The organism is Exiguobacterium sp. MMG028 (genome assembly GCF_027947425.1).
Taxonomy (GTDB): Bacteria; Bacillota; Bacilli; order Exiguobacteriales; family Exiguobacteriaceae; genus Exiguobacterium; species Exiguobacterium aestuarii_A.
The window spans coordinates 251,889-275,981 of the sequence record NZ_JAQJIN010000002.1; the positions used below are offsets into that span (position 1 = coordinate 251,889).

Consider the following 24,093-nt stretch of genomic DNA (forward strand, 5'->3'; position numbering starts at 1 on the left):
CAGATTAAGGGGGTGTCTGTGATGGAAACGATAAATATCCATCTCAATGAAGAAGATGCGAGATTCATCAAGGAATATGTAGAAGCGAAACAGCTGCACCTGTCTACCTTCATTCGCGATGTGATGATTGAACATATTCAAAACGAAAGAGACCTAAATCGATATCACGAAACGATGTATCATCATCAAAAGGCATCGAAAGCAATCTCATTCGAAGAGATGATGAAAGAATTGGACGAGGAATAAATGTTTTGCAAATAAAATCTACGCTATACCACCTTTGTTATTGTTGGAGCATCAACCGATAGCACTTCAATCACATCATTTGATGTTAGAAAAACATAATGCTCCATTTCAACTATACTTTCATACCGTTTAAGAGACTCTCGGTTAAACCATTCCAGATAACTAGAATTTTTTACTTTGAATAACGTCCAGTTCCCGTACTCAAGATGTGCATAATGCTGATGCAGATGCTCTAACGTCCTCAATCTTGAACCTTCGTCCGAGTTTCGATAAGAAAGTACAAGACCATCAAACAGGAATGAATATTTCTGCCCCTCTGTTTCATCACTTAAGATAATTCGCAAAGAATCACCATCATCAATTAATGACTCTTTATACAGACGTGCTGGAATAGACTCTAACGGAATCCATTTTTCCCATTCATTCATCTAGCTTCCTCCCCTCGCCATCCATTACTTGAATTTATTCTCTTCAATCTTTTGAACGAATTCCCAACCCTAAGAGCAAGAGACCCAAAATTAGAACACCAATAAATGTAGTTACGGTCATATTTTATCACCTTTCGAATTATGTCATCTGTTACAACATTCGAGTTACATTTTGAAAACCCTTGTCTGTAAAATGATTTAGATTCGTACTTATTTCATCGATAAACATAGTCATCTCAGACCAAAATGAACATGATTCTTTTTGTTATAGGTGAAACGAACAAAGCGCTCGACCGTTTCCATACGAAACAGTCGGGCGCTTTTGTTAGTTATAATTCCGTTCGATGACGAAGCTCGTCTTATCCCCACGGAAGTAGGAGCGTGAGTATTCAATCGCCCGTCCCGACTCATCCTCTGTCACCGTCTCGATATGGAAACATGGCGACCCAAGTGGACAGTTGAGGAGCGTACTCACCTTCTCGTCAGCAAGGGCAATCTCCAATGCCTCCGTCGTCTTCGCGACATGGACATCATGGACTTCAGCGAGTGTTCGGAAGAGCGAATGCTCCGCCTGTTCTTTCGTGATCCCCGGTGCAATCTTCCACGGGATGAATGAGACCTCATACTGGGTCGGTTCCCCGTCCGCATGACGAATCCGCTCAATCTTTTGAATCGGCGCATTGTCCTCTGCTTCGAACACTGAAGCGATTTGACCGGATGCCGAGATGACGGAGATGTCGATCAACGCGACCTGACCACGCTTCCCTTGAACGGCGAGCTGGGCCGCATAGTTGTTCGGTGTATACGATAGCGTCTGTTGGACTTTCTTCCCGGCGACGAACGTGCCGCGACCTTGTTGGCGGACCAAATACCCTTCTGTCGTCAATTGGTTGAGGGCGCCACGCACCGTCGTTCGGCTCACATCAAACTCCTCGCAAAGCGCGTACTCGGTCGGAAATTTCTCCCCTTCTTTATAATGCCCACTTTTGATGCGGGACAACAATTCATCCTTGATTGCGGTTTGGAGCGTCGATTGCGACATACCTCCATCTCCTTTACGTTAGGTTGGTTCCTTTATTGTGATACAGCAAGCATACAATTGCAAATACAAAAAACTAATTGTATTATTTGTATTTTTTATATTGCCGAAAGTTGTACTATTTGTTATATTTGTTACGACAAAAAGAAATCGCTTTCAAAAGGAGGAGTTGACACCATGGCAGTCAAGGTCGTCATCATCGGCGGTGGGTCTAGTTACACCCCGGAAATCATCGAAGGATTGATTGATCGGCAAGCATCGTTCCCCGTTCGGGAGATCGTGCTCGTCGATATCGAAGAAGGGAGGGAGAAACTAGAGATTGTCGGTCGTCTCGCTCAGCGGATGATCGAGAAGGCCAACGCCGAGATCACACTCAGTTGGACGCTCGACCGAAGAGCCGCACTCGTCGGCGCAGATTTTGTTTCGACACAGATTCGGGTCGGTGGACTCAAGGCACGTGCGCTCGATGAACGCATCCCGCTCAAGCATGGCTTCATCGGACAAGAGACGAACGGCGCAGGTGGATTATTCAAAGCGTTCCGTACCATCCCCGTCTTAATCGACTTGGCCAATGAAGTCGCCGAGATTTGCCCGGACGCCTGGCTCGTCAACTTCACCAATCCGGCGGGCATCGTCACCGAGGCCGTACTCAAGCACTCATCTCATAAGAAGGTCATCGGTGTCTGCAACATCCCGTTCAACATGCGAAACTCGGTCGCAGAGATTCTCGAGACGCCGGTCGAACGAGTCGCGATTGAATTTATCGGATTGAACCATTTCGTCTTCGGTCGTCACGTCTGGGTCGACGGCGTGGATCGGACAGGTGACGTCCTTGCTTCGCTCAATGCAGGCAACGATTACTCGCCAGCGAACATCGTCGGTCTCGGATGGAGCGAATCGTTCCTATCGTCACTCGGCATGTTACCGAACCCGTATCACCAGTACTATTTCCAGACGAAGGACGTGTTGAAAAAAGACCTCGAGGCGTACGAACAAAACGGCACCCGTGCCGAAGTCGTCCAACAAGTCGAGGCGCAGTTGTTCGAGAAATATAAAGACGTCGATCTCGCCGTCAAACCGGAAGAGCTTGAAAAACGTGGAGGCGCCTACTATTCAGATGCCGCCTGCAATTTGATGGACTCGATTCACAATGACCGTGGCGACATCCAAACGGTCAACACGCTCAACAACGGCACGATTCGGGACTTACCAGACGACGCGGTCATCGAAGTGAACGCCGTCATCACGAAGTCTGGTCCTCGTCCGATCTCAATCGGGTCATTACCACTCCCGATTCGTGGACTCATCACGAACTTAAAAACGTTTGAACAGCTCGCCATCCAGGCGGCTGTATCCGGTTCTTACGAGGACGCCTATCTTGCCTGCCTCATGAACCCGCTCATCCAAGACGAGAAACGGATCGACCCGCTTCTCAAGGAGCTGTTCACAGCGCACGAGGCGTACCTACCCCAATTTAAGAAGGAGGTCTATTCATGAACAAGTTTATTGAAATCGCGGGACGTATCGGGTCCCAAAGGCACTTAGTCGCCATCCGTGACGGGTTCGTCTCCGTCATGCCACTCATCATCGTCGGGTCGCTCGCCGTCCTCATTAACAACTTCCCGGCTGTCAACATCGGTAGTCTCTCGCTCGATTTCGTTGGCTCGATGAACAGCATGTTCGGCGAAGGAAATTGGCAAGGACTCGGCGGAAGCATCTGGAACGCTTCGTTCGCCATACTCGGTCTGCTGATTGCCTTCTCCATCGGGTATAACTTGGCCCGTTCGTACGGAATCGACGGACTTGCAGCGGGGATCTTGTCGCTCGCCTCATACATCATGCTCGTACCGGTCACTGCCGACTGGGGTCTCAATTTCGCATGGCTCGGTGCCCAAGGGCTCTTCGTCGCCATCATCGTGTCGATTGCCGTCACGGAAATGTTCCGCTATCTCATCAATACGAAACTGACAATCAAGATGCCAGAAGGAGTACCGGGTGGGGTCACACGTTCGTTCCAGGCACTCATCCCATCGATGATCATCTTGACAGTCGTCGCAGGATTCCAGCTTTTCATGACGCTCGTCGTCGAGCTCAGTGTGTTTGAAGTCATCTTTAAGGCGATTCAACAACCGCTCCAAGGTTTCGGAGATTCGCTCCCTGCTGCCCTTGTCATCGCGTTCTTGAACCACATCCTTTGGTTCTTCGGACTTCACGGGACAAACATCATCGGTTCGGTCATCGAGCCGGTCTATCTCCCGCTCATCGAACAGAACTTGGCTGCTTTCCAAGCGGGAACGTCAGCGTTTGATGTGCCGTATACGGTCACAAAACCGTTCTTGGATGCATTCGTCTTCATGGGTGGATCGGGTACGACGTTCGCGCTCTTGCTCGCCATCTTCATCGTCGTGCGGAAGCAACGGAATCACCCATATCACCAAGTGGCAAAACTCTCGACACCAGCCAGTCTCTTTAACATCAACGAACCGGTCATCTTCGGTCTTCCAATCGTCTTGAACCCGATCATGCTCGTACCGTTCATCTTAGTGCCGGTCACGCTCACGATTATCTCATACGTCGCCCTCTCGACAGGTATGGTTCCGAAGACGGTCGCCATCGTTCCTTGGACGACGCCACCAATCATCAGCGGTTACCTCGTCACTGGCGGTAGCGTCCGTGGTGTCTTGCTTCAAATCGTCAACTTGTCGATTGCGACTGCGATGTATATCCCATTCGTCATGGCAGGAGCAAGAGCGATGACAGCCGAAATCAACAAAAACAAAGCTGCAACTGAGGAAGGAGAAAAGATTTCGTGAAAACCGAAACGATTCAAGAACTCTCATTTATGATTATTTTGCACGCTGGGAATGCCCGTTCGTCGGCATTCGAAGCCATCGCTGCTGCAAAACGTGGTGAAACGGACGAGGCGACAACCAAATTAAAAGAAGCCGATGCGGCTTTTCTAGACGCACATAAATTACAGACGGAACTGTTACAAGAAGAGGCACGGGGGACGACGAGCGATATGAGCGTCCTCCTCGTCCACGCCCAAGACCACCTCATGACGGCGATGACCGTGAAAGAACTCGCCGTCGAAATGATTGACATGATCACCCGTTTGAATCGATTGGAGGAAACAACATGAACATCTTACTCGTCTGCTCGGCAGGTATGTCGACATCGATCTTAGTGGAAAAAATGCGAAAAGAAGCTGCGAACCGCGGAATCGACGCAAGTATTGACGCCATCCCGGAGTCTCGTTTGAAAGAACAGACGAACGTTGACGTCATCTTGATTGGACCACAAGTCCGCTACCTTGAAGGGAAAATCAAATCGTCCGTCGACGTACCGGTCGCGGTCATCGACAATATGGCGTACGGGATGATGAAAGGTGACCTGGTCCTCGATCAGGCACTCGGTCTCGTCAATGCCTAAGACGTTCGTCTTGGTCAACGCCGATGATTTCGGATTGACGACAGGTGTGAACGCCGGCACCTTGGAGAGTCATCTGAATGGAATCGTGAATTCGGCGACGATGATTATGAACGGGTATGCCGTCGAGGAAGCCGTCAGACTCGCGAAACAGCATCCATCTCTTCGCGTCGGTGTCCATCTCGTCTTGACTTGGGGCAAACCGCTTGCCGACACGAGTGCGCCCCTTACAAAAGAAGACGGCACGTTCCGCTACACGAGCCGTTTCTTGAAGGAAACACCACCTGATCCAGAGCTCGTCTATCTCGAGTGGAAAGCCCAAATCGAGGCGTTTCTCGCGACAGGTCTCCCGCTCGACCATCTCGATAGTCATCACCACGTTCACGGATGGCCGGTCCTGCATGACGTCATCATTCGTCTCGCCGAAGAATATGACACGACGTTTCGGGCCTTAACGACGCTCGGGTCGCGCCGAGACTTGTGGGTGACCGAACGGTTCAGTGATCAATTTTACGCGAACGGTGTCTCCCATGCGACGCTTGATGCCATCGAACCTGGAGGGTCCATCGAAGTGATGGTCCATCCGGCCGACATCGACGATGATCTTCCGAGCATCACCTCTTACCTCGTGCCACGCCTCCTCGAAAAACAGGTGTTGGTCGACTATCAACGCCCCGATTGGTGGGCATGACAAAAGCGGGTTCCCTTGTTGGGGACCCGCTTTTTCATAGGTCAAACGCTCGTTGAATTTGTGCAGCTGTCTCTTCCGGACTTAAATGGGTGTTATCGATACGGAGATAATGCTCGACGTCTAATTCCCCAGGACGCGAGTTCAAACGATACATCGTCGCCGTCTGTTTGAGTTCCGCCTCTGACCAGGCGATGTCCCGCTTCGACGGTTTATGCGTGAGGCGATTTTCGGTCGTATTGCGCGCGAGCCGCTCTTCCATCTCTGCCTCGAGCTCGACGTAGTAGATGTCCGCCCCATGTGATTCGAACAAATCCGTCACGTTTTTCACGTAGTCCCAGTCTTCCTGCATATCAAACGCCCAGACGAACGTGAAGATCATACCGGGTAGATCACTTTTTGCGACCGACTCGAACAGCTCTTGACGGAACAGTTGGACGAGTCGTTTCCCTTCTGCCGTGCCGTAATTGAAGAACGGTCCGACGAGATCGATCGTCATATGGTTATGGAATAACTTGAGCCCGGTCCGGTCGGCGAGTTCCTGTCCGACGGTCATTTTACCGACGGCTTGCGGACCGAATAAGATGATGAACTTCATTAAATCTCCCCCTGCGCTTTTGACGATTTTACCACGAACGTTCGAGTGGAGAAGCCTCCTAAAATATTTGTTTACCTCTATCCAATTGAAGGAATAAGCATAACATCGAACTTTTTGAACTACCTCCACCTACGCTTCGCTTAGAGGTGGAGGATTCCTGAGTTATCCGACCTATCGGTCGAAACCTGATCAGGCTAACCCCGTCGTCCCGACGGTTGAAGCAGCCAAGATACGTTCTGCTTCTTGTTTGAGATTCAGTCCTGCGTTCACATCGCGGTCGTGATGGACCCCGCAATTCGGGCATGTCCATTCACGCAGGCTTAGATGCTTCACGTCTTTGTGTCGATGGCCGCAACCCGAACAGAGCTGGCTCGAGGCGAAGGTCTTCCCGACCTTCACGACGGTCTTCCCGTACCAGTCGGCCTTGTATTCAAGCATGCGGAAGAACTCCGACCAACTCACCTCGGAGATGGACTTGCTCAATTTGCGGTTCTTCTGCATGTTCTTCACCTGCAAGGTCTCGATACCGATGACGTCGTGGTTTTTGACGATCTCGGTCGATACCTTGTGCAGGAAGTCTGTCCGCTTGTTGGCGATCTTCTCGTGGATACGGGCGACCTTCCGCTTCTGCTTCTGGTAGTTTTTCGCCTCGGACAGTTTCACCTTCCTGTTCAAGGCGATGAGCTGACGACGGGATAACTTCCGCTGCTCGCGCGCCAGCTTCTTCTCGAGCGTACGGAAATAACGGTCGTTTTGGTATACGGTTCCGTTTGACAGGATAGCGAAATTCTTCAGCCCGACGTCGACGCCGACGGATGAGCCGGTCTTCGGCAGTTCGTCGATCTCCTGCTCTGCGAGCAGGGACACGAAGTATTTTCCTGAAGCTGTACGTCGGATCGTGGCGTTCAAGATACGCCCCTTGACCTGCTTCGAGTTGGCGAAACGAACCCACTTCAGCTTCGGGAGCTTGAGTTTGTTTCCGATGATCGAGATTTCGGGGATCTGATTATTCTTCTCGATATTCGTCTTGTATGATTGAACAGGGTTCCGCTTCGACTTGAAGCGAGGGCGCTCGTTCTGTTTCTTGAAGAAGCGTTCATAGGCGTCGGCCAGATGCTTGACGCTAGTCTGAAGAGAATGGCTGTCGACCTCTTTTAACCAGTCGAACTCCTGCTTCAGCAAAGGGATCTCTTTCGAACAAGATCCGTAGGAGAGTCCTTTACCAGTCGCTTGATAGGTTTCATCCCATTTCGCCAAGAAGTGGTTGAAGACGAAACGCGAACAACCGATCGTCTTCGCGATCAGGATCTCCTGCTCTTTTGTCGGGTAGATTCTGAATTTGTAAGCCTTGTGTTTCAGCATGATGTTCACCTCCTTGAAGGTAGTATACCCGATCACCTCCCACTTACACTTCGTTTAGAAGTGGGAGTACTCTCGCTTAATTTTGATAGAAAGAAGGTGCCCCCGTGACTTGTCCCCACTGCGGAAAGAAGACACGATCGAAAACGGTCTGTCCGACGTGTGGCCGCCGCTCACGTCGCACAATTTGGTTACTCGCCGCCCCGCTCGCCATTGCACTCATTGCTTTTGTCGCCTTCATTGGAAACGCCTATTTCACGGATATGTTGCGTTCGACCGACTCGCTCGCCGATCAGGTCGACTTACCGATTGGTGAGGATACCGTTTCTGCTGACGAAGCAACGACCGCCGACTTCGATACGTTACAGGACAGCCTCTTTACCGTCAGTTACGGGACTGGCTTTTTGGTCAGCTCCCGCGACGTCGTCACTGCGGCTTCGAACGTAGCCGGCTTGACGAACATCATCATGTACCATGACGGACAGGCCGTCTCCGGAACAGTCGTCGGTCGTACGAGTTTCATTGCCGTCATTCGCATTGAAGAAACCGACAAAACACCGTTCTTGCTGACGCAAGCCATCGCCGCAGAAGATGAAAACCTTATCACATTGACCATGAAGGAACGCATGAATGGTACGGTCACATTCGCAGAGAACGGCTACATCCGAAACTTTGAATTGCCACGTCATGCGTATGGCAGTCCGCTCCTTTCAGCATCCGGTCGGGTCGTCGCGATTCATTTACGAGGGATTGCCTTACCGACCGCCTTGTTCGAACGAGATCTCCGTACGTTGATCGATTCAGACGTAGCCGCGCCACCACCGGTCGAACTCGCACCGGTCGAGCCGATCCGACCTGATTTGACAGAAGAACCAGTCGTCATTCCGGAAGCTCCAAGCGTTCCAGAGACGCAGCCCGAACTACCGCCAGCGACTGAACCGGAAGCACCTGCTGAAGAGAACGTCGAGGAAGAGGTGGTAGAAGAAGAGACCGAACCGGCTACGCCTGAGGTGTCACCTGAAGAACCAACAGAACCACCTACTGAACCCGAAACCCCGGTAGACCCTCCTGAAACGGAAGAGCCGATTGAGGATGACCCTCCGGTGACAGAACCAGAAGTGCCTACTGAGCCCGAGGAGCCGGTCGAACCTGAAGAGCCAATAGAGCCAGAGGAACCGACCACACTTGAACCAGATGGTGAAGACGACTCCATCGTCGAGGATGAACCAGCCACGGAAGAAGAAGTAGAGGAAGAAGAAATTGTTGAAGAAAACGACACAAGCACACCATCCGAATGATGGTGTGCTTGTCATTTGTCTTGCGTGAATCGTCGTTGCAGATTACCGAGCACGGCCCCGAGCCCGAGGAGCAAGATGGATAATGCCCAAAACGGAAGCGCGTCTTGCAACAACCAGACGACGAGGGCACTAAATCCAATCACGGCTCCGAGCCACAAAAAGTTACGTTGTCCCATATGGTTCACCTCGTTCTCATCATAACACATCGATGCGATGCGCCGTCGTCTGCGGCGGCAAGGAACGCGTCATCCGCTCATCGTGCTCGACTTTTACATACTGACCGACAAGAAATGGTGTTTCTTCAGGAAATGGTTCCTCTAGGTGAAACACGATGCCGTCGAACGGTTCTGCCTCCCGTGACGGAGCGACCCGAATCTTCCTTTCCATTACTTCTGCGATATAACCTGTGAAAGTCGCCATGTCCTCCCCTCCTTTTCACGCCTTACTTTCCATTTCCCGTTTTTCAAAAAGATGCTACTCCCACGTTCCGAGAACAAGTATAATAAAGCCACACCTATATTCGTGAGGAGGAGATCTTATGACACACACCATCGATTTACACAGCCCAGACTTCCAACGCACGTTTCTTGAGATGATGCTCCTCGCAGAATTAACAGATGCGTATAACACAGAAGCGATTACGGCACTTGCGACACGTGGCGAGACGGCTTTCCCAGAAGATCCATTCTTTCCCGCGATGCGCGCCTATCCGTATATTCGTGAAGGGAACACCGCAAAGGCAAAGGAGTGGCTCGATCGAGCAAGCGAACTCGGTGACCACTTTATCCTTCACATGTTGAACGGGATCGTCAGCGAAGATACGGGCTTCACGTTCGAGGCGGAGCAACACTTCCTCCGAGGTGTCGAACGCTATCCTGACGTTCCGCTCATGCACCGTGCCATCGCCATTCATTACTTCGAGCGGAAGTTCTACGGAGAGGCCGGCCTTCACGTCATGCATTACGTCCGCCTTGCCGGACTCGGACCAGATACCGTTCCGATGCTTCTTGAGTTTTTCCAAGTATACGATGACATCCCGATTGAGATGGTAGACGAATTGATGAAAACGGCGAGCGGCTATTTAACGGCCAATCCGCATGACCCACATGCCCATTCTCTATATGCCGCCATCTGCAGTCAACGTTTCGCTTCCCTCTCCGTCGCACTTGAAGACGAGGACCCGCTCACCGAAGAGATGATTTGGATGCTCCTCGAAGTCGAGAACCACGGGATGTGGAGTGCGACATATGACCGCAGTGAAGACCGGACGTTCCGCCACATGTTCGCGGATTATGTGAACAACGTCATTCTCCCGAACACGTCACAGTTTTATGTATTGCGCCTTCGGATGCGTTATTGGACACGCCGCCTGACACACCGCTTCACAGGTGGCTACACTGTCCCGATGCCATGAAAAAATCACGCCACAAAATGGCGTGATTTTTTAGGTTATCCGGCGTACGGTTTAATCGGTCCGCGTAAACTGAACGAGTAGTCCTCTGGGTCGACAATCCCGACGACCTCATCCCCTTCGAGAAGGTCATATAAGAACTCAGCCATTTCGCGTGCCGTATGATATTTCGCCACGTTCTCACTATAGTCGAATCCTTCCGTATCGCGTGCCCGGTCGGCAAAGCTCGTCTCCGTCGCAGCCGGTGCGAGCACTTTCGCCCGAAGCTTCGCGCCACTATTCATCAATTCTTGTGCGAGCCCTTCCGTATACGCACTCACGTAAAACTTCGTCGCACAATACGTGACTGAGTTCGGTACGATGCGATAGCCACCGACAGACGACACGTTCAAGAGCTGTGCTCCCTCAACATCGTGGTAGTCGCGGACGTATAGGCTCGACAAGACCGTGAGCGCCTCAATATTCAGGCGAATCATATTCTCAATCTTGCCTAAATCGACATCTTTGATGAGGTCTGCGTCTCCGAAGCCGGCATTGTTGATCCACGTCTCGATATCAAGGTCGGCGAGTGATTCATATAGACCGTAGACGTTCTCGCTGTATGAGAGATCCGTCGATTTGATGATGACGTCACTTTCTGACGAGATCGACTTGATTTCATCTCGCAGCGATTCGAGCTCATCTTTTCGTCTCGCGACGAGGACGAGTGACTTCCCTTTTTCAGCGAGCAGCTTCGCTGTCTCATAGCCAATTCCTGAACTTGCTCCTGTAATGACGGTATATTTCATGTGATCCACTCCCTTTTTTTCGTTTACCCTGTTCTCATTTCCCTACTTTTTGCTTCATGAATCGTCTCGATGTGAATGAAAAAATCCTGACTCCGAAGAGACAGGATTTCCCTCACATCATGTCGTGAACCTTCCGATCAATGTCTGTAAGTCGCTCGTCATATTTCCGAGTGACTCCGCGACGCCGTTCAGTTCTTGAATCATCGCAAGTTGTGCGTCAGAAGTTTCTCCGACCGAACGCATTGTTCCGGCCATCGCTTCACTATCTTGTGACATGCGAAGAGAGGATGTCGCGACTTGCCTTGTCGTCTCTGCAATCTCGTTTGACGCGATACGGATGTGTGACGTGTTATCGACCGACGTCTCGAGTTGACGGACAATCTGTTCGAACGCACGTGTTGCTTGTTCAAGTAACTGTGAATTCGTCTCGACACGCTTCGCACTGACGACATGTTGGTCGAGGACGGCATTCGACTGCGCTTGAATCGACTCGATTAGTCCAGCGATTTGCGTCGCCGACTGTTTCGATTGCTCCGCGAGTTTACGTACTTCTTCTGCGACGACCGCGAATCCTTTTCCTTGTTCGCCGGCACGTGCCGCTTCGATGGCTGCGTTCAGCGCCAACAAGTTCGTCTGGTCGGTGATCGACTGGATGACTTCTGTAATGAGGGCAATCTCATCCGACTGTTGTTTCAATGCCGAAATCGATTCCCCGGTGAGACGTGTCTCCCGCTCAAGCGCACGCACTTCGTCTTTCGCCTGCGTCATCGTTGCCCCGCCTTCTTCAGCGAGTTTCAAACTTTGTGACACATCATCATCAATCGAACCGATTGAACCGGCGATTTGACCGATGCCTTCGTCCGCAGCTGCCACGGACCGCGCTGAATCACTCGCTTCTTTCGCCTGGGCGACCGTTTCTTCCACGACCCGGTCGATGAGGCGAGTCGTCTCTTCCGTCTGTGACGCCATCTCTTCTGTGCTCGCATAGAGCTCTTCAGATTGTGCTGTGATTTCTTGTGCGTTTTGTGTGACACGGTCAATCAATTCGCGTAAGTTCCCCTTCATGCGGTTGAAGCCGGTCATCAACTGTCCGATTTCATCTTGCGTGAGTGCTTCGAGGTCGTCACGTGTCAGATCACCTTCCGCGACCACGGCCACTTCTTTCGCTAAAAAGCGTAACGGAGCCGTCACCATTCGACTGATGGCATATCCTGCCCCCACCATCAACAAAACACTCACGATGGCGATGACAATCGAATACAAGAAAGCACTCTCGCCCGCCTGTTGGAGTTTGGTTTGCATCGCCAACATGTCTTTCTCCGTTTCGGCTTGAAGCGCCTCCCCTGTCGACGAGATCGACTTCGTGACGTCCGGCATGAGACGGAGCGTCAAGCGGTCGATTGCCTCTTGGTCATTCTCATCGATCGCGGTGATTGCTTGTGTCGCGAGCGCATCATAGCCCGTCGCATATTCCAGCAATGCTTCAAATTCGTTTTTTTCAGATTCGTTTTCTGCCAAATCAATCAATGATTCGATGGCCGCTTTCTTTTCTTCTCCGCCTTGAATGATTTGTTGTTTGCGTTCATCGTCCTGAACCAAGACATAGCCACGGACCCCGTATGCTTGGCGTACCATTCCGAGCGCCAAATCGTCTGCCGCTTTCATTTTCATGACATCGTTTGAGATCATCTGCTCATACTGACTCGTCATGCGTTCAAGCGTCCAAAGGTTGTATCCCATCCCGACGAACGTCAAGATGAGGAGCAATCCGATGCTCGCCATGATTTTTTTGGACAACGTCCATTTGTTAAATACTGTTTTCACGACTTACGAGGAGTCTTCTCCTCTTCCACCTCTATTTCTCTTTGTTTTTATGTACTGCCTTTTCTTATATCGGACACAATAACCTAATTTGTACCAACAATTTGAAATTAACAAACGCATTGACCTATCTTTCTAAAAGTCATAAAAAAAGAACCAGACGTATGCCTGGTTCCGATTACAAATTATAGTTTGAATTGAGCGACACGATTCGATAGTTCGCTCGCCCTTTTTTCCGTCTCACTCATCTTCGCCTGGACGTCATTGAAGCGTTCGACCGAAAGTTGAACTTTCTCTGAGATCGACTGCGTTCCGTCCGCGCCCTCTGTCACGGTCGTCGCGACTTCTTGGATGACGCCGAGAATGTTATCTGTCATATGTCGGAGTTGAAGCGCATTGCCTTCGAACGTTTTCGCCGTCTCGCCGAACACCGTTGCGTCTTGCTCATATTGCGTCGCGGCCTCTTCGAGACGATCGTAGTCGGCCATGACTTTCGTGTTCAAGAACGTCAGCATGTCAGCCGAACTTGTATTGAGGCGCTCGACCGAATCGATAACCGTGTTCGATACGTCACGAATCTCGTTCACCGTCTGACGCGAGTTTTCCGCAAGTTTACGAATTTCAGAAGCGACGACCGCAAATCCACGACCTGCTTCACCTGCTCGTGCTGCTTCAATCGATGCGTTCAATGCGAGCAAGTTCGTCTGGTCGGCGATGGCGAGAATGGCCGTCGTCAAGACGCGAATCTCTTCGACAGACTGTGCTCCCTTGATGGCTTCCGCAAGTTCAACCTGCTTCTTCTCGATAATCGTTACAGCCTCCGTCTTCGAGACGACAGCCTGTTCACGCATTTCGTGAGCACGTGTCTCGACACGTGTCGCCGTTTCGGCACTATCGTTGGATAAGTCGACGATGGAATCGATTGAGCTACCCATCTCGGTCGTCGAAGCACTCATCTCTTGCGAAGATGCTGCCGTTTCTTCCATCCCAGCCGTCAATTCTTCGACCGTTCCAGATGTTTCTTCCATATAGTGACTGAGTCGCGTCACTTCAGCAGATACGTCTTTTGAAGATGACAGGACGACTTTTGCCGTCTCATCGACATCGATCATAATTTCGCGGAGTGTCCCGAGGAACGTGTTGAACGAGCGACTGACTTGGGCGATCTCATCGTTCGACGTCACCGGGATTGTCATCGTCAAATCGCCGCCCTGCGTCGCGAGTTCATCGAAGCGAGTCTGTAGCGTCTGCATCGGTCGGATAATCGAGCGTAACAAGCTGAGTCCGAGGAATAACAGAATGACCACGGCTCCGACCGTCACGGCAACGAGCGCCATGAGTGACTGTATGAACTCACGCTCCATGTCCTGTCCGACACGTTGCGACCCTTCTGAGTTGTATGCGACTAGGTCACTCAGTTTTTGAGTGAAGTTGTCATACGTCGCTTGCGACTGGGCATCATAATATGATCGTGCCATGCCCGTGTTCCCAGTCGTACTGAACGTCAACATGTTGTCCGAGACGCGTTGATACATTTCCCATTGACGTGAAAAATTTTGGAAGAGCTCTTTATCGATTTCGCCTGTCGCTGTTTTTTCATACTTCGGCGCAATCGTATTGATTTCATCCCGAATTTCTTTCATCTGCGCCATCAATTCTTCTTTTTGCGCCGCATCCTCTGTCACGATGTGATCGAGTTCGAGCGTACGATAGTTCGCTGCGAGTGTGTTGAGTTCATGGGCATAATCGAGCCCTTTGTTCCAGTTGTTCACGATATCGTCCGCTTGGCGGTTCGCGTCGTTCATCGAAAGTAATGCATACCCACCGACGCCAATAACCATGACGAGTGAGATGATGACGAGTCCCCACAATTTTTGACGAATCGTCAAGTTCTTGCCGACGTTCGCTCCGAAAGATGTCGTGCGTTCACGCTTCTCTCTGCGTTTTCGTTTGAGTATCGGTTTCCACGTCCATGTCGGTTTTCGTTTGATCCGACTGAGTGTCTTAGACCAGATTGATTTCCATGCCATCTATGTATTCCCCTCTCAATCATGCAGTGTTTCCTATACTATCGACAATTTTCTGAAAATAGTGAAGGGGATTGACCAAACTTAAAAAAGGCGACTCCAATTGCAAGAGTCGCCAGTCGCCAGATTATTTTGCACTCAATACCGTCTGCGTGCCTTCAATCATTTTGATTTCCGTCCACTCCATCACGTTTTTCGCGAGTGGATCGTTAGCGACCATGAAGTCCGCCAATGCTTCGATTTTTTGTGAGTCGACGGGTTGCTTCACGTTGTTGAGACGGAAACGAACGACCTTATGGAATGCGTCTAAAAATGAGATTTCAAGTTTTGTGTCAGTCATGGGTTATGTCCTCCTTAGGGTATGGGTTAGACTAAATCGTATTCGCGGATGATGCCGAGGTCTGCGTCTTCTTGAATCACCAAGTCGATCAAGAGACGACCGAACGCGTTGACCGTATCGGCTGTGAGATCGGCACGGACTGGACCGAACCGTTGTGCTTTTTTCGTTGGTTTTGCCGTTTCAATGTCGTGGTGCGTCGTCAAGACGAGTGTCGCTTTCTTTTCCGTTAAGACAGCCATAGGGGGATGGCTCCTTTCAATGGGGGATTAGGTTTCTGACAAGGTCGAATCATCCATGCGCTCGAGGAGCTGGATCATCCGATCGAGTTTCGTCTCGATTCGATGAAGCAAATAGAGCGAAACGACGATCGGGAACCCGAGATTCGAGATGAGTTCGGGCCAACTCATGTGACCACCTGCTCATCATTCCGAATGTCGGTGCCGGTACGAGTGAGGTTTTGCATAAGTCCTCCGTGTTAATACACGATTGATTCTTTAGCGACGACGTAATTGACGGATTCGACATCGATGAGTCCCGTCAGTAAATCTCCGAACTGCCGCATCAACGCCTCATCCATTTGATCGCCAAGCGGTCCGTAGCGGACAAGCTGCTTCTTCTCTTTCCCATCCACGAGTCGACGGGTGTCCAAATAAAACATCGTCGCCACTTCTTCGTAAGTTGCCATCTGTCTCACCTCCTTCGCCCTTATTAACCGTTCACGAGAAGAATGTGCTCAATCTATTTTCAAGTTGATTTCAAGACAAAAGTCCCATATTGTCTGAATTTTTATTCATTTTTCAAATTTTTACTGCGAAGCTTGAGTTTTGATACCAATTAGGGTATCTTAATGTTCGACAGACCTCGTTCAAAATTACGCCAAAAGTCCCATGAATCATTTCCCCACTTTGAAAAAACTGTAAGTTAAAATCTTATAAATCGGGTACGATACGTAAGAAGACATTTTGAAATGACCAGTCAGTCTTGAAGAAGGAGATCCATCATATGAACAGCTTAGACCTCGCACGTACTACTTCTATTCCTTCCGCTCAACACGACTTCGACCAGGCCGACCTGACGTTTTCAGCGACCGAATGGGATACATACCGACCGGAACAAGGAAAACCAATCTCGTATAAAGAGCAACATTTGATTGTCTATCCGCTCAAAGAATTGAGCCGTGCCTTTAGTGTGGCTGGCATTCCACGCAGCCAACAACAGTTGATCAAATGGGAGACAGATGGCGTATTGCCACCTACCCCATTCACGTTCGGCCGGAAGCGATTCTATACGGAAAATCAGATTCGTACCATTGTCGACATCGCATTAGAATGCGGATTGCGTCCACGGACACATGTCAAGAAGACAAACTTCTCGGAATTGGCGCATCATGAATTGACTTACATATTACAACTCGAACTGAACGCCTATGAAGCGCCTGTCGTCTGAGCAGGCAAAAGCCATCCGCCATGATGCTCATGACGAATGGCTTTTTTGTTACTGATTTCGAATGACCGGATCTGGGACGTCCTCGCGGGAGACTTCGTCATACGACGTGACAGTGTCCCCGTCCTTAACGTATAAGCGCAAATACGCGCCTTCTCGAAGTTCTTTTCCTGCGGTAAACGTGACTTCTTTCGACTCCCCTTCTGGTGTATAAGCAGGTTGGATGTACACATACCGTGTCATCACATCCCCATTTTCAAGTGTCGTCTCTTCCACGTCACTCGCCTCCTGAACTTCCACAAACAAGGTTTCCTTTCCAAATCGATTCCAATCCACTTGCAATAAACCCGCGAGGAGTAGGATGGCAACTACTCCCATTCCAATCCATTTCTTCATCGTTCTTCTCTCCTTATCGAATGGCCGTCATGAACCGACGAACCGTTACTCCGTAATACACCGCATAGATGGCCGTATAGACACCCATCCATGCGAGAACAGGCACTGTGAAATTCATACTTAACAAGTTCGAAAAGGCGATGAGAGCGACCGTCGCATGCAAAATCCCGAGTGCGAACGGTGCGAGGAAGACGACGATGATCTGTTGACGCACCGTCCGTCGCACGTCCCGATTGGATATCCCGATTTTTTGTAAGATGGCGTACTTCGCCCGGTCATCCTCAGCTTCCGTCATCGTCTTGAAGTAGATGACGCTTCCTGTCGCGACGAGAAAGACGAGTCCGAGAAATGTTCCGACGAAAAGGAGTGCCCCGTTCATCGCCATCGTTTCCGTGTATACGTCTGGTGCGCTCGAGAACGATTCAAGCCCGAGATTCGCCAAACGTTCAGATTGTACTTGTTGATCTTTGAACGACTCCGTGAGGGCGACGTGATATGTCTCGCTCGGCTCCGTCATCGCTTGAAACACATCGTCTGAGACGACGAGGAACGTCCCACCGAACGTCATGACGTTGAGCGGTGAGGTTTCGGCACGTGTCGCGACGTCAAACGTCCCTGCTGAAAGTTCGACCGATTCGATCTCCTCCGAGTAACGCTCGTCATAGAACGGGTCGACCGACAACACCTCGTTCTCCGGAAACGATGCAGGCTCTTCCTGTCCGAGCCCTTCGAGAAGGTGATGATAGGTCGACGCATCGATGACACCAAGCTCTCGTTCTCCGTATTGCGCTTCCATCCGGATCGTCTTTTGTTCCACGCTTGATTCGAACATCGCCCCTTTCACATCGACCGCTTCCCCTTTCCAGGCGTACGTGTACGGAGTATAGGATGCGACATTCTCTTCTGCGTAATAGTAGACACTGAAAATGGCACCGCCGGCCGTGATCGCCGTCGCACTGATGATACTGATCAGCGTGAGCGTCTTAGCATTGCCACGGATGCGATAGAGAAGTTGTGACGTCGTCAACAAATTGAGTCGTTTCCACGACCAGCGCTCATGTTGTTTGAGCCACGAAAACGCAAAGATCAACACGCTATGGAATAAGAGCGCCGAACCGATGACGCTCAATCCGATGATGAGCAGCGGCATGGCGAGACCGAGCGTTCTCCAAAGCGAGGACGTCATCAAGTCTTGAAGCGCGAGCCAATAGGCAACGCCGATTGTGAAGACACCCATCAAAGCGACCCATCCTCTCGCCGTCGGCACGCCTTCCCCGCTCTTATCCGCATGGAACAGCTCGATCAACTTGAAGCGATAGATGACCCGATACCCTTGAAACGAAGTAAAGAGGAAAATGGCAAGAAACACGAGGAACGTCTCCACGAGTGCCGACGCCGAGAAGGCGAATCCGATGTCGAGGTCGCTCTTCATGAGACGCATCAACAGTTGGAGAAGCGCGTTTGACCCGAAGAGCCCGAGAACGATTCCGACAATCAAGGACACCGCTCCGATGACGATGTTCTCAAACAAGAGCAACAGCCCGATTTGTTTCTTTCGGACCCCGAGTAGCGAATAGAGCCCGACTTCTCGCTTCCGACCTCTCAAGAAGAAGGCGTTCGAATAGGCGATGAAGAGCGCGACGAACAACATGAGGATGAACGTCGACGTGCTCATCAATCCACTGATTTTCTTCGACGTTTCTGCGAGTGCGCTGATCTCATGGCTATGTTTGAGCGTCGCGAACGTGAAGTAAATGACGATGGAGAAGATCGTCGTCCCAACGTAAAGCGCATATCGCGACAAATTACGTGCGACGTTCTTCTTCGCGAGCTCAAATAGCGTCATCGACGGCACCGCCTCTCGCTAGCTCTTCGAGGATGGACTGATAGAACGCATCCCGTGACGCATTGCCACGAATCAATTCCTTGTTCAAACGTCCATCCTGGATGTAAAGGACACGGCGACAGAAACTTGCCGCGAAGGCGTCGTGTGTCACCATCATGATGGTCGTTTCGGCCTCGTTCAACCGCGCGAGCGTATCCAATAAATCCGTCGCCGACTTTGAGTCGAGCGCGCCGGTCGGTTCATCGGCGAAGATGAGTTTCGGGTCCGAGATCAAAGCCCGACAGACGGCCGTCCGCTGTTTCTGTCCTCCTGAGATTTGATACGGATATTGGTCGAGGATCCCTTCAAGTCCGAAACGCTTCGCCAACCGTTCGACTTTCTCTCGTGTCTCGTGAACAGGCGTCTTCGAGACGGCGAGTGGGAGCAACATGTTTTCCCGTACCGTCAACGAGTCGAGCAGATTGTAGTCTTGGAAGATGAAGCCGAGATGGTCGCGCCGGAAATCGGCAAGCTCCTCCTCATCCATCGACGCGATGTCATCCCCTTCTACTAAAATCTCACCAGACGTCGGCGTATCGATCGTCGCGAGGACGTTCAATAACGTCGACTTCCCGGCCCCGGATGGTCCCATGATTCCGACGAACTCACCATGTTCAATCGTGAACGAGACGTCATCGAGCGCCTGAAACGTCGTATTTCCTTTCCCATATGTCTTTTGAATCGATTTCACTTGTAATAATGTTTCCATGTTCAGCACCTCTTTCTGTTCCTTACATTACGCCCCCTGTCTTAACTTCAACTCACGCGTACCTTACAAAATCCTTACATGATATGCTTGAATAGAGGTGATAACGATGGAACAACCACGGATTCTCATCGTGGATGATGAACAAGATTTATGTACGTTGATGCAACGCGCACTCGAAAAGGAAGGAATCACGCAAATCCGGACCGCCCACACGTTGAAGGACGGGTATGACGTCTTCGAGACGTTCCATCCGCATTTGGCGATTTTGGACGTCATGTTACCGGACGGGGAAGGTTATCAACTTTGCCAACAGATTCGGGCACACTCGAACATCCCCATCCTCTTCCTATCTGCTAAATCGGAAGAAGTCGATAAACTGCTCGGTCTCGCCATCGGGGGTGACGATTACATCACGAAGCCGTTCAGTCCGAAAGAAGTGGCCTTCCGCGTAAAAGCACAGTTAAGACGGCTGTCGATGATGGAAGCACCGATGGAAGAGACGACCGTCGGACCGTTCCTTATGAATGAAGATGAGACGGAAGTGTATATGAACGGCGAACGATTGGAATTGACGGCGAAAGAAGTCGGTCTCCTCGCCTGCTTTTTACGAAACCCGAATCGAATTCTCAGCAAAGAGACACTGTTCACACAAGTATGGGGCGAATCGTTTTTCGGTTCGGATAACACGGTCATGGTCCACATACGGCGATTGCGTGAAAAAATCGAGCCAAACCCGTCTGCCCCGACCTACATCAAGACGGTCAAAGGTCTCGGCTATCGGTTGACGGTGTAAGGAGCGATCATGATGAAATGGAAGCTGACCGGTCGCTATTTACTGTCGATTGTATTGATTGTCGCCATCGTCGTCTTTCTGAACATCGTCATCTTATTTGTGCTACTCAACGAGCGAACAGGTATCGATGATGTCGAAAGCAACTCAGGGGAAACGTTCACCCGCAACTTCAGCACGTACCTGTCACTCGAGGACGGAGAACCCGTCGTCTCAACTGAAGGTCAGGAGGCGCTCGAGCAGTATGGGGCCTTTATCCGTTTTTTAGATGAGACGGGACGAGTCGTCAGTGAGATTGACGCACCGAGTGGATTGCCAGACGCCTATTCGCCGATCGAGCTGATTCAAATTTATAAATACATGGATGATGAGCTTCGTCTCTACTTCATCGGAGAGTTTGACGATTACAGCTACCTCATCGGTGTCCCGGACGCTAGTGAACGCCGGGCACTCTTTATGCTAGATGAACAAGCAGTCCTCTCCTATATCGCAAAGGCGTTCCTCTGGATTCTCATCGTCGATTTGCTCGTGGCCGCCTTGATCGGTCTTTTGTTTAGCTCCAGATTGACCCGCCCCGTCTATCGGCTGACCGAGCGCATCCACCAGCTGAAACGTCGGGATTTCTCGACATCCGAACCGAAACGTGTCGGCATTTATCGCCCTGTCTTCCACGACTTGAATGCGGTCTCGGAGACATTGACGACGTACGAACGACAACGCGAGGAACTCGATGAACGACGGAAAGAATGGATGAGTAATGTGTCGCATGATTTGAAGACTCCACTCGCCTCGATTCAAGGATATGCTGAACTATTGGATGATGAATCGCTAGATGTAGCTGAGCGCAGCCAATACGTACACGTGATTGAACGTCAGGCGAAATATATGAAAGAATTGCTCGATGATTTCAATTTGACGATGCGTCTTCAGCATGGCGACTTCCCGCTCGCGTTGGAAGAGACACGCCTCGAGCCGTTCGTTCGCGAACTCGTCATCGACGTGTTGAACGACCCCCGTTTCGGTGAGCGTCAGATTGAATTCGAGGCGACCACGGCAGCGACCGTTTCGATTGACCGCCACTTTATGAAACGTGCCCTGCTCAACTTCCTGTATAACGCCCTTCTTCATAATGATGAATCGGTAAAAGTGACGGTTCAGGTCCGTGATGATGTCGTGACGATCCAGGATGACGGGAATGGGATTGCCGAAGCCGAGTTGCCTTATATCTTCGAACGCTATTACCGTGGAACGAACACGGACGATGCCCGCGGGAGCGGTCTAGGAATGGCCATTTCGCGTGATATCATCGAAGCACACGGTGGAAAGGTCGAGGTCGAAAGCGATCCTGGACAAGGGACGACCATCCGAATTCTCTTCACTCCATAGCAAAAGGGACGCACTCAGGCGTCCCTTTTTTGTGTCATATAGTGATCAATCCATGTCTCTAGTTCTTCGAGAGGTAACGGTTTAGAGAAGTAATACCCTTGCATCTCATCACAACCGAGTTCGCGTAACGCATGCCACTGCTCAATCGTCTCGATCCCTTCACAGACGGTTTTCAAGTTCAATCCTCGCGCGAGGTCGACGATTGACTCGACGATGACGTTCCCGGTCGGGTCGTTCTCCGTCACTTGGATGAACTGACGATCAATTTTAATCTCGTGAATCGGATAATGCTTCAAGTAGACGAACGCCGAGAATCCGGTCCCAAAGTCATCGATTGAAATCGAAAACCCTTCTTCTCGGAACGCAACAAACCGATCGATGACATGCTGTTGGTTTTCCATGCCGACACTCTCGGTGATCTCGAGCGTCAAATAGCTCGTAGAGACCCCCTCTTCACGGGCAATTTGAGCGAATTTCTCGACGACTCCTTCAGACAAGAAGTGACGTGCTGATAAGTTGAGAGCAAGTGAATACCGGTCTCCCCGATCATGCCACCGTTTGAGTTGGCGACAGGCCGTGACGAACACCCACTCTTCTAAGTCAATGATGACTCCCGTCGACTCGGCGAGCGGAATGAAGTCGAGTGGCGGGATGAGGCCACGCTCTGGATGATTCCAGCGCATCAAACCTTCGAACCCTCTGAGCGCCCCGGTCGTCGCATCGATTTTCGGTTGGTAATACAACATGAACTCATTCCCGGCGAGCCCACTTCGTAAATTCATCTCTAAAATCAGTCGGTTCGCCGCTTTCGTCCCCATCTCTTCTTCATAGAAGACAATCGCAGCCCGTTGAAACGCTCGTTCACTCGCAGCGATGCGTGTTCGGTGAACCATCTCGAGCGTCGTGATGTCCTTTTGCTCAACGGCGATAAACGCGCTCATCGTCAAGATGACTTCCAACTCATCGACAAGGAACGGGTCGCGCACAAGAACTTCACACAACTCATCCGCGACGGCATTCAGTTTGATTCGATCCCCGTACGGTAACCAAATCGCAAATCCTGACTGCGACATGCGACTTAGATTCGATTCGTCGACATAACGACGTAGGCGATTGGCCACTTCTCGGACAATCTCATCTGATTTTTCGATTCCAATCGCATCTTCAATCGACCGAAAATCGTCGACCTTCAAATAGACTAAAGCGCCAAGTTGTTGCGGTTGAAGCTGGCGTTCCTCGTCCATCTTCTCGATGAAACCCGTATCTTTTAAAAGCCCCGTCAATTCATCTATATAGGCAAGACGACGAATGTGTGTCTCGACCGCCTGTCGATCAAGCCGGAAGTAGAGAATCGAAATAAAGTCTGTCAGTGTACTAATAATCAACTCCTCGAGATAGGTCCATTCCCTTGGGAGGAACGTCTCACAACAAATCACACCTTTGACACGATTATTCGCATAGATCGGGGCATCGAGCATCGATCGGATTCGCTGTCCTTCTACGAAATAATCGGTGTATAGTTCCTTCACACAAGGATGATTCCGAACATCTTCAATCGCAAGCACCCGATCTTTTTGAAGTGCATCAAAATAATCTGGAGCGAGGTTACGATGAATGGTTAACTTTGGATAATGCGTACCTTTTTCATGAGAATAGGCGACTTGGCATGAAATCGACCGATAGGATGAATCAAAATGCCAAATCGACACCGTATCGACCGCTAACATGTCGGCGACAATCTCACACATATATCGCGTCGCCTCTTGTACCGTGTCTTCCGTCACGATTGGCATGCGTACGAGCTCGAACAGTTTCTCTTGATGTTTACGATATGTTTGATTTGAAAAGTTCTTCTCGATCATCAGTCTTCTACCTCACCACTTTTGATTTGACATTATGATAGCACGAAACCTTCTGTTACAAGTTTTCCAAAATTCAACAGAAAGTCAATGCTTCCTACTTTTTCGAATGAATAAAATAGGTAGTTATTCCCACTTCTAAATTATTGACCT

28 protein-coding genes are annotated in these 24,093 nt (G+C 50.5%); 11 read left to right on the forward strand and 17 right to left on the reverse strand.

The features are described 5' to 3' along the window. The first annotated feature begins 21 nt into the window (after positions 1 to 21). Positions 22 to 246 carry a type II toxin-antitoxin system RelB family antitoxin gene (gene relB / locus PJK55_RS08475; protein ID WP_271305456.1) on the forward strand — a complete coding sequence of 75 codons (225 nt, stop codon included), beginning with the start codon at positions 22 to 24 and terminating at the stop codon, positions 244 to 246. 23 nt (positions 247 to 269) lie between these two features. Here the strand turns inward: relB and PJK55_RS08480 are convergent, their stop codons facing one another. Next, positions 270 to 674: a hypothetical protein gene (locus PJK55_RS08480; protein ID WP_271305457.1), complete on the reverse strand. Its 405-nt coding sequence runs from the start codon at positions 672 to 674 to the stop codon at positions 270 to 272. A 325-nt stretch (positions 675 to 999) separates the two neighbouring features. Next, complete coding sequence (locus tag PJK55_RS08485; RefSeq protein ID WP_214694104.1) at positions 1,000 to 1,716, reverse strand: GntR family transcriptional regulator; 717 nt, start codon at positions 1,714 to 1,716, stop codon at positions 1,000 to 1,002. A gap of 174 nt (positions 1,717 to 1,890) precedes the next feature. On the opposite strand from PJK55_RS08485, the gene PJK55_RS08490 reads away from it, so the two are divergent. From PJK55_RS08490 to PJK55_RS08510, 5 genes are read left to right on the forward strand one after another with little or no spacing between them, the layout of a single operon-like run. After that, positions 1,891 to 3,210: a 6-phospho-beta-glucosidase gene (locus PJK55_RS08490; RefSeq protein ID WP_271305458.1), complete on the forward strand. Its 1,320-nt coding sequence runs from the start codon at positions 1,891 to 1,893 to the stop codon at positions 3,208 to 3,210. Beyond that, on the forward strand, positions 3,207 to 4,526 hold the full coding sequence (locus PJK55_RS08495; RefSeq protein ID WP_271305459.1) for a PTS sugar transporter subunit IIC: 1,320 nt from the start codon (positions 3,207 to 3,209) through the stop codon (positions 4,524 to 4,526). The genes PJK55_RS08490 and PJK55_RS08495 overlap by 4 nt, the downstream gene beginning before the upstream one ends. 29 nt (positions 4,527 to 4,555) lie before the next feature. Next, a complete protein-coding gene (locus PJK55_RS08500; RefSeq protein WP_271305785.1) occupies positions 4,556 to 4,855 on the forward strand; it encodes a PTS lactose/cellobiose transporter subunit IIA in 300 nt (99 codons plus the stop codon). Then, positions 4,852 to 5,145, forward strand: coding sequence for a PTS sugar transporter subunit IIB (locus PJK55_RS08505; RefSeq protein ID WP_214694114.1), 294 nt, complete (start codon positions 4,852 to 4,854; stop codon positions 5,143 to 5,145). The genes PJK55_RS08500 and PJK55_RS08505 overlap by 4 nt, the downstream gene beginning before the upstream one ends. Beyond that, on the forward strand, positions 5,102 to 5,833 hold the full coding sequence (locus PJK55_RS08510; RefSeq protein WP_271305460.1) for a carbohydrate deacetylase: 732 nt from the start codon (positions 5,102 to 5,104) through the stop codon (positions 5,831 to 5,833). The genes PJK55_RS08505 and PJK55_RS08510 overlap by 44 nt, the downstream gene beginning before the upstream one ends. Positions 5,834 to 5,867: 34 nt before the next feature. On the opposite strand, the gene PJK55_RS08515 is transcribed toward PJK55_RS08510, so the two are convergent. Together PJK55_RS08515 and tnpB are read right to left on the reverse strand one after the other, a co-directional pair. Beyond that, on the reverse strand, positions 5,868 to 6,428 hold the full coding sequence (locus tag PJK55_RS08515; RefSeq protein WP_271305461.1) for an AAA family ATPase: 561 nt from the start codon (positions 6,426 to 6,428) through the stop codon (positions 5,868 to 5,870). Between the two features lie 189 nt (positions 6,429 to 6,617). Next, positions 6,618 to 7,790, reverse strand: a complete 1,173-nt coding sequence (gene tnpB / locus PJK55_RS08520; protein WP_271305462.1) for an IS200/IS605 family element RNA-guided endonuclease TnpB — start codon at positions 7,788 to 7,790, stop codon at positions 6,618 to 6,620. 104 nt (positions 7,791 to 7,894) lie between these two features. Here tnpB and PJK55_RS08525 point away from each other — a divergent pair, with 104 nt between their 5' ends. Beyond that, positions 7,895 to 9,085: a hypothetical protein gene (locus tag PJK55_RS08525; RefSeq protein ID WP_271305463.1), complete on the forward strand. Its 1,191-nt coding sequence runs from the start codon at positions 7,895 to 7,897 to the stop codon at positions 9,083 to 9,085. A gap of 11 nt (positions 9,086 to 9,096) precedes the next feature. On the opposite strand, the gene PJK55_RS08530 is transcribed toward PJK55_RS08525, so the two are convergent. Then, the gene (locus tag PJK55_RS08530; RefSeq protein WP_214694121.1) at positions 9,097 to 9,261 is read right to left on the reverse strand and encodes a hypothetical protein; all 165 of its coding nucleotides are present in this window, start codon (positions 9,259 to 9,261) and stop codon (positions 9,097 to 9,099) included. A 19-nt stretch (positions 9,262 to 9,280) separates the two neighbouring features. Next, a complete protein-coding gene (locus PJK55_RS08535; protein WP_214874777.1) occupies positions 9,281 to 9,505 on the reverse strand; it encodes a YobA family protein in 225 nt (74 codons plus the stop codon). A 118-nt stretch (positions 9,506 to 9,623) separates the two neighbouring features. On the opposite strand from PJK55_RS08535, the gene PJK55_RS08540 reads away from it, so the two are divergent. After that, positions 9,624 to 10,499 carry a tetratricopeptide repeat protein gene (locus PJK55_RS08540; RefSeq protein ID WP_271305464.1) on the forward strand — a complete coding sequence of 292 codons (876 nt, stop codon included), beginning with the start codon at positions 9,624 to 9,626 and terminating at the stop codon, positions 10,497 to 10,499. A gap of 35 nt (positions 10,500 to 10,534) precedes the next feature. Here the strand turns inward: PJK55_RS08540 and PJK55_RS08545 are convergent, their stop codons facing one another. The 7 genes from PJK55_RS08545 to PJK55_RS08575 form a co-directional block, all read right to left on the reverse strand. Next, the gene (locus PJK55_RS08545) at positions 10,535 to 11,284 is read right to left on the reverse strand and encodes an SDR family NAD(P)-dependent oxidoreductase (protein ID WP_074036282.1); all 750 of its coding nucleotides are present in this window, start codon (positions 11,282 to 11,284) and stop codon (positions 10,535 to 10,537) included. A 117-nt stretch (positions 11,285 to 11,401) separates the two neighbouring features. Then, positions 11,402 to 13,108 (reverse strand): methyl-accepting chemotaxis protein, encoded by a 1,707-nt coding sequence (locus PJK55_RS08550; protein WP_271305465.1) that lies wholly within the window; start codon positions 13,106 to 13,108, stop codon positions 11,402 to 11,404. Positions 13,109 to 13,290: 182 nt separating this feature from the next. Next, a complete protein-coding gene (locus PJK55_RS08555) occupies positions 13,291 to 15,135 on the reverse strand; it encodes a methyl-accepting chemotaxis protein (protein ID WP_271305466.1) in 1,845 nt (614 codons plus the stop codon). A 124-nt stretch (positions 15,136 to 15,259) separates the two neighbouring features. Next, the gene (locus PJK55_RS08560; RefSeq protein WP_074036279.1) at positions 15,260 to 15,472 is read right to left on the reverse strand and encodes a DUF2922 family protein; all 213 of its coding nucleotides are present in this window, start codon (positions 15,470 to 15,472) and stop codon (positions 15,260 to 15,262) included. A 26-nt stretch (positions 15,473 to 15,498) separates the two neighbouring features. Further along, positions 15,499 to 15,711 carry a hypothetical protein gene (locus tag PJK55_RS08565; protein WP_074036277.1) on the reverse strand — a complete coding sequence of 71 codons (213 nt, stop codon included), beginning with the start codon at positions 15,709 to 15,711 and terminating at the stop codon, positions 15,499 to 15,501. A 27-nt stretch (positions 15,712 to 15,738) separates the two neighbouring features. Further along, positions 15,739 to 15,879 (reverse strand): YvrJ family protein, encoded by a 141-nt coding sequence (locus PJK55_RS08570; protein WP_214694127.1) that lies wholly within the window; start codon positions 15,877 to 15,879, stop codon positions 15,739 to 15,741. A 68-nt stretch (positions 15,880 to 15,947) separates the two neighbouring features. Continuing rightward, on the reverse strand, positions 15,948 to 16,157 hold the full coding sequence (locus PJK55_RS08575; RefSeq protein WP_271305467.1) for a hypothetical protein: 210 nt from the start codon (positions 16,155 to 16,157) through the stop codon (positions 15,948 to 15,950). 317 nt (positions 16,158 to 16,474) lie between these two features. Between PJK55_RS08575 and PJK55_RS08580 the strand changes: the two genes are divergently transcribed. Then, positions 16,475 to 16,918, forward strand: coding sequence for a MerR family transcriptional regulator (locus tag PJK55_RS08580; RefSeq protein ID WP_271305468.1), 444 nt, complete (start codon positions 16,475 to 16,477; stop codon positions 16,916 to 16,918). A gap of 48 nt (positions 16,919 to 16,966) precedes the next feature. Here PJK55_RS08580 and PJK55_RS08585 read toward each other — a convergent pair whose 3' ends face one another. Genes PJK55_RS08585 through PJK55_RS08595 form a run of 3 tightly spaced genes read right to left on the reverse strand, consistent with a single transcriptional unit; the run spans position 16,967 to position 19,905 of the window. Beyond that, positions 16,967 to 17,311 carry a YxeA family protein gene (locus tag PJK55_RS08585; RefSeq protein WP_271305469.1) on the reverse strand — a complete coding sequence of 115 codons (345 nt, stop codon included), beginning with the start codon at positions 17,309 to 17,311 and terminating at the stop codon, positions 16,967 to 16,969. A gap of 13 nt (positions 17,312 to 17,324) precedes the next feature. Beyond that, positions 17,325 to 19,157 carry an ABC transporter permease gene (locus tag PJK55_RS08590; RefSeq protein WP_271305470.1) on the reverse strand — a complete coding sequence of 611 codons (1,833 nt, stop codon included), beginning with the start codon at positions 19,155 to 19,157 and terminating at the stop codon, positions 17,325 to 17,327. Continuing rightward, positions 19,144 to 19,905, reverse strand: a complete 762-nt coding sequence (locus tag PJK55_RS08595) for an ABC transporter ATP-binding protein (RefSeq protein WP_271305471.1) — start codon at positions 19,903 to 19,905, stop codon at positions 19,144 to 19,146. The genes PJK55_RS08590 and PJK55_RS08595 overlap by 14 nt, the downstream gene beginning before the upstream one ends. Positions 19,906 to 20,011: 106 nt before the next feature. On the opposite strand from PJK55_RS08595, the gene PJK55_RS08600 reads away from it, so the two are divergent. Together PJK55_RS08600 and PJK55_RS08605 are read left to right on the forward strand one after the other, a co-directional pair. After that, positions 20,012 to 20,698, forward strand: a complete 687-nt coding sequence (locus PJK55_RS08600; RefSeq protein ID WP_214784321.1) for a response regulator transcription factor — start codon at positions 20,012 to 20,014, stop codon at positions 20,696 to 20,698. 12 nt (positions 20,699 to 20,710) lie between these two features. After that, the gene (locus PJK55_RS08605) at positions 20,711 to 22,081 is read left to right on the forward strand and encodes a sensor histidine kinase (RefSeq protein WP_333781798.1); all 1,371 of its coding nucleotides are present in this window, start codon (positions 20,711 to 20,713) and stop codon (positions 22,079 to 22,081) included. Between the two features lie 14 nt (positions 22,082 to 22,095). Here the strand turns inward: PJK55_RS08605 and PJK55_RS08610 are convergent, their stop codons facing one another. Beyond that, positions 22,096 to 23,943, reverse strand: coding sequence for a sensor domain-containing phosphodiesterase (locus PJK55_RS08610; RefSeq protein WP_271305473.1), 1,848 nt, complete (start codon positions 23,941 to 23,943; stop codon positions 22,096 to 22,098). Positions 23,944 to 24,093 lie beyond the last annotated feature (150 nt).

Coding starts and splice junctions, on each gene's coding strand:
- PJK55_RS08570 (WP_214694127.1), bottom strand. CDS start 15,879: ATGAGTTGGCCCGAACTCATCTCGAATCTCGGGTTCCCGATCGTCGTT.
- PJK55_RS08495 (WP_271305459.1), top strand. CDS start 3,207: ATGAACAAGTTTATTGAAATCGCGGGACGTATCGGGTCCCAAAGGCAC.
- PJK55_RS08490 (WP_271305458.1), top strand. CDS start 1,891: ATGGCAGTCAAGGTCGTCATCATCGGCGGTGGGTCTAGTTACACCCCG.
- PJK55_RS08560 (WP_074036279.1), bottom strand. CDS start 15,472: ATGACTGACACAAAACTTGAAATCTCATTTTTAGACGCATTCCATAAG.
- PJK55_RS08545 (WP_074036282.1), bottom strand. CDS start 11,284: ATGAAATATACCGTCATTACAGGAGCAAGTTCAGGAATTGGCTATGAG.
- PJK55_RS08540 (WP_271305464.1), top strand. CDS start 9,624: ATGACACACACCATCGATTTACACAGCCCAGACTTCCAACGCACGTTT.
- PJK55_RS08485 (WP_214694104.1), bottom strand. CDS start 1,716: ATGTCGCAATCGACGCTCCAAACCGCAATCAAGGATGAATTGTTGTCC.
- PJK55_RS08610 (WP_271305473.1), bottom strand. CDS start 23,943: ATGATCGAGAAGAACTTTTCAAATCAAACATATCGTAAACATCAAGAG.
- PJK55_RS08595 (WP_271305471.1), bottom strand. CDS start 19,905: ATGGAAACATTATTACAAGTGAAATCGATTCAAAAGACATATGGGAAA.
- PJK55_RS08605 (WP_333781798.1), top strand. CDS start 20,711: ATGAAATGGAAGCTGACCGGTCGCTATTTACTGTCGATTGTATTGATT.
- PJK55_RS08585 (WP_271305469.1), bottom strand. CDS start 17,311: ATGAAGAAATGGATTGGAATGGGAGTAGTTGCCATCCTACTCCTCGCG.
- PJK55_RS08590 (WP_271305470.1), bottom strand. CDS start 19,157: ATGACGCTATTTGAGCTCGCGAAGAAGAACGTCGCACGTAATTTGTCG.
- tnpB (WP_271305462.1), bottom strand. CDS start 7,790: ATGCTGAAACACAAGGCTTACAAATTCAGAATCTACCCGACAAAAGAG.
- PJK55_RS08480 (WP_271305457.1), bottom strand. CDS start 674: ATGAATGAATGGGAAAAATGGATTCCGTTAGAGTCTATTCCAGCACGT.
- PJK55_RS08500 (WP_271305785.1), top strand. CDS start 4,556: ATGATTATTTTGCACGCTGGGAATGCCCGTTCGTCGGCATTCGAAGCC.
- PJK55_RS08575 (WP_271305467.1), bottom strand. CDS start 16,157: ATGGCAACTTACGAAGAAGTGGCGACGATGTTTTATTTGGACACCCGT.
- PJK55_RS08530 (WP_214694121.1), bottom strand. CDS start 9,261: ATGGGACAACGTAACTTTTTGTGGCTCGGAGCCGTGATTGGATTTAGT.
- PJK55_RS08505 (WP_214694114.1), top strand. CDS start 4,852: ATGAACATCTTACTCGTCTGCTCGGCAGGTATGTCGACATCGATCTTA.
- PJK55_RS08555 (WP_271305466.1), bottom strand. CDS start 15,135: ATGGCATGGAAATCAATCTGGTCTAAGACACTCAGTCGGATCAAACGA.
- PJK55_RS08515 (WP_271305461.1), bottom strand. CDS start 6,428: ATGAAGTTCATCATCTTATTCGGTCCGCAAGCCGTCGGTAAAATGACC.
- relB (WP_271305456.1), top strand. CDS start 22: ATGGAAACGATAAATATCCATCTCAATGAAGAAGATGCGAGATTCATC.
- PJK55_RS08580 (WP_271305468.1), top strand. CDS start 16,475: ATGAACAGCTTAGACCTCGCACGTACTACTTCTATTCCTTCCGCTCAA.
- PJK55_RS08565 (WP_074036277.1), bottom strand. CDS start 15,711: ATGGCTGTCTTAACGGAAAAGAAAGCGACACTCGTCTTGACGACGCAC.
- PJK55_RS08600 (WP_214784321.1), top strand. CDS start 20,012: ATGGAACAACCACGGATTCTCATCGTGGATGATGAACAAGATTTATGT.
- PJK55_RS08535 (WP_214874777.1), bottom strand. CDS start 9,505: ATGGCGACTTTCACAGGTTATATCGCAGAAGTAATGGAAAGGAAGATT.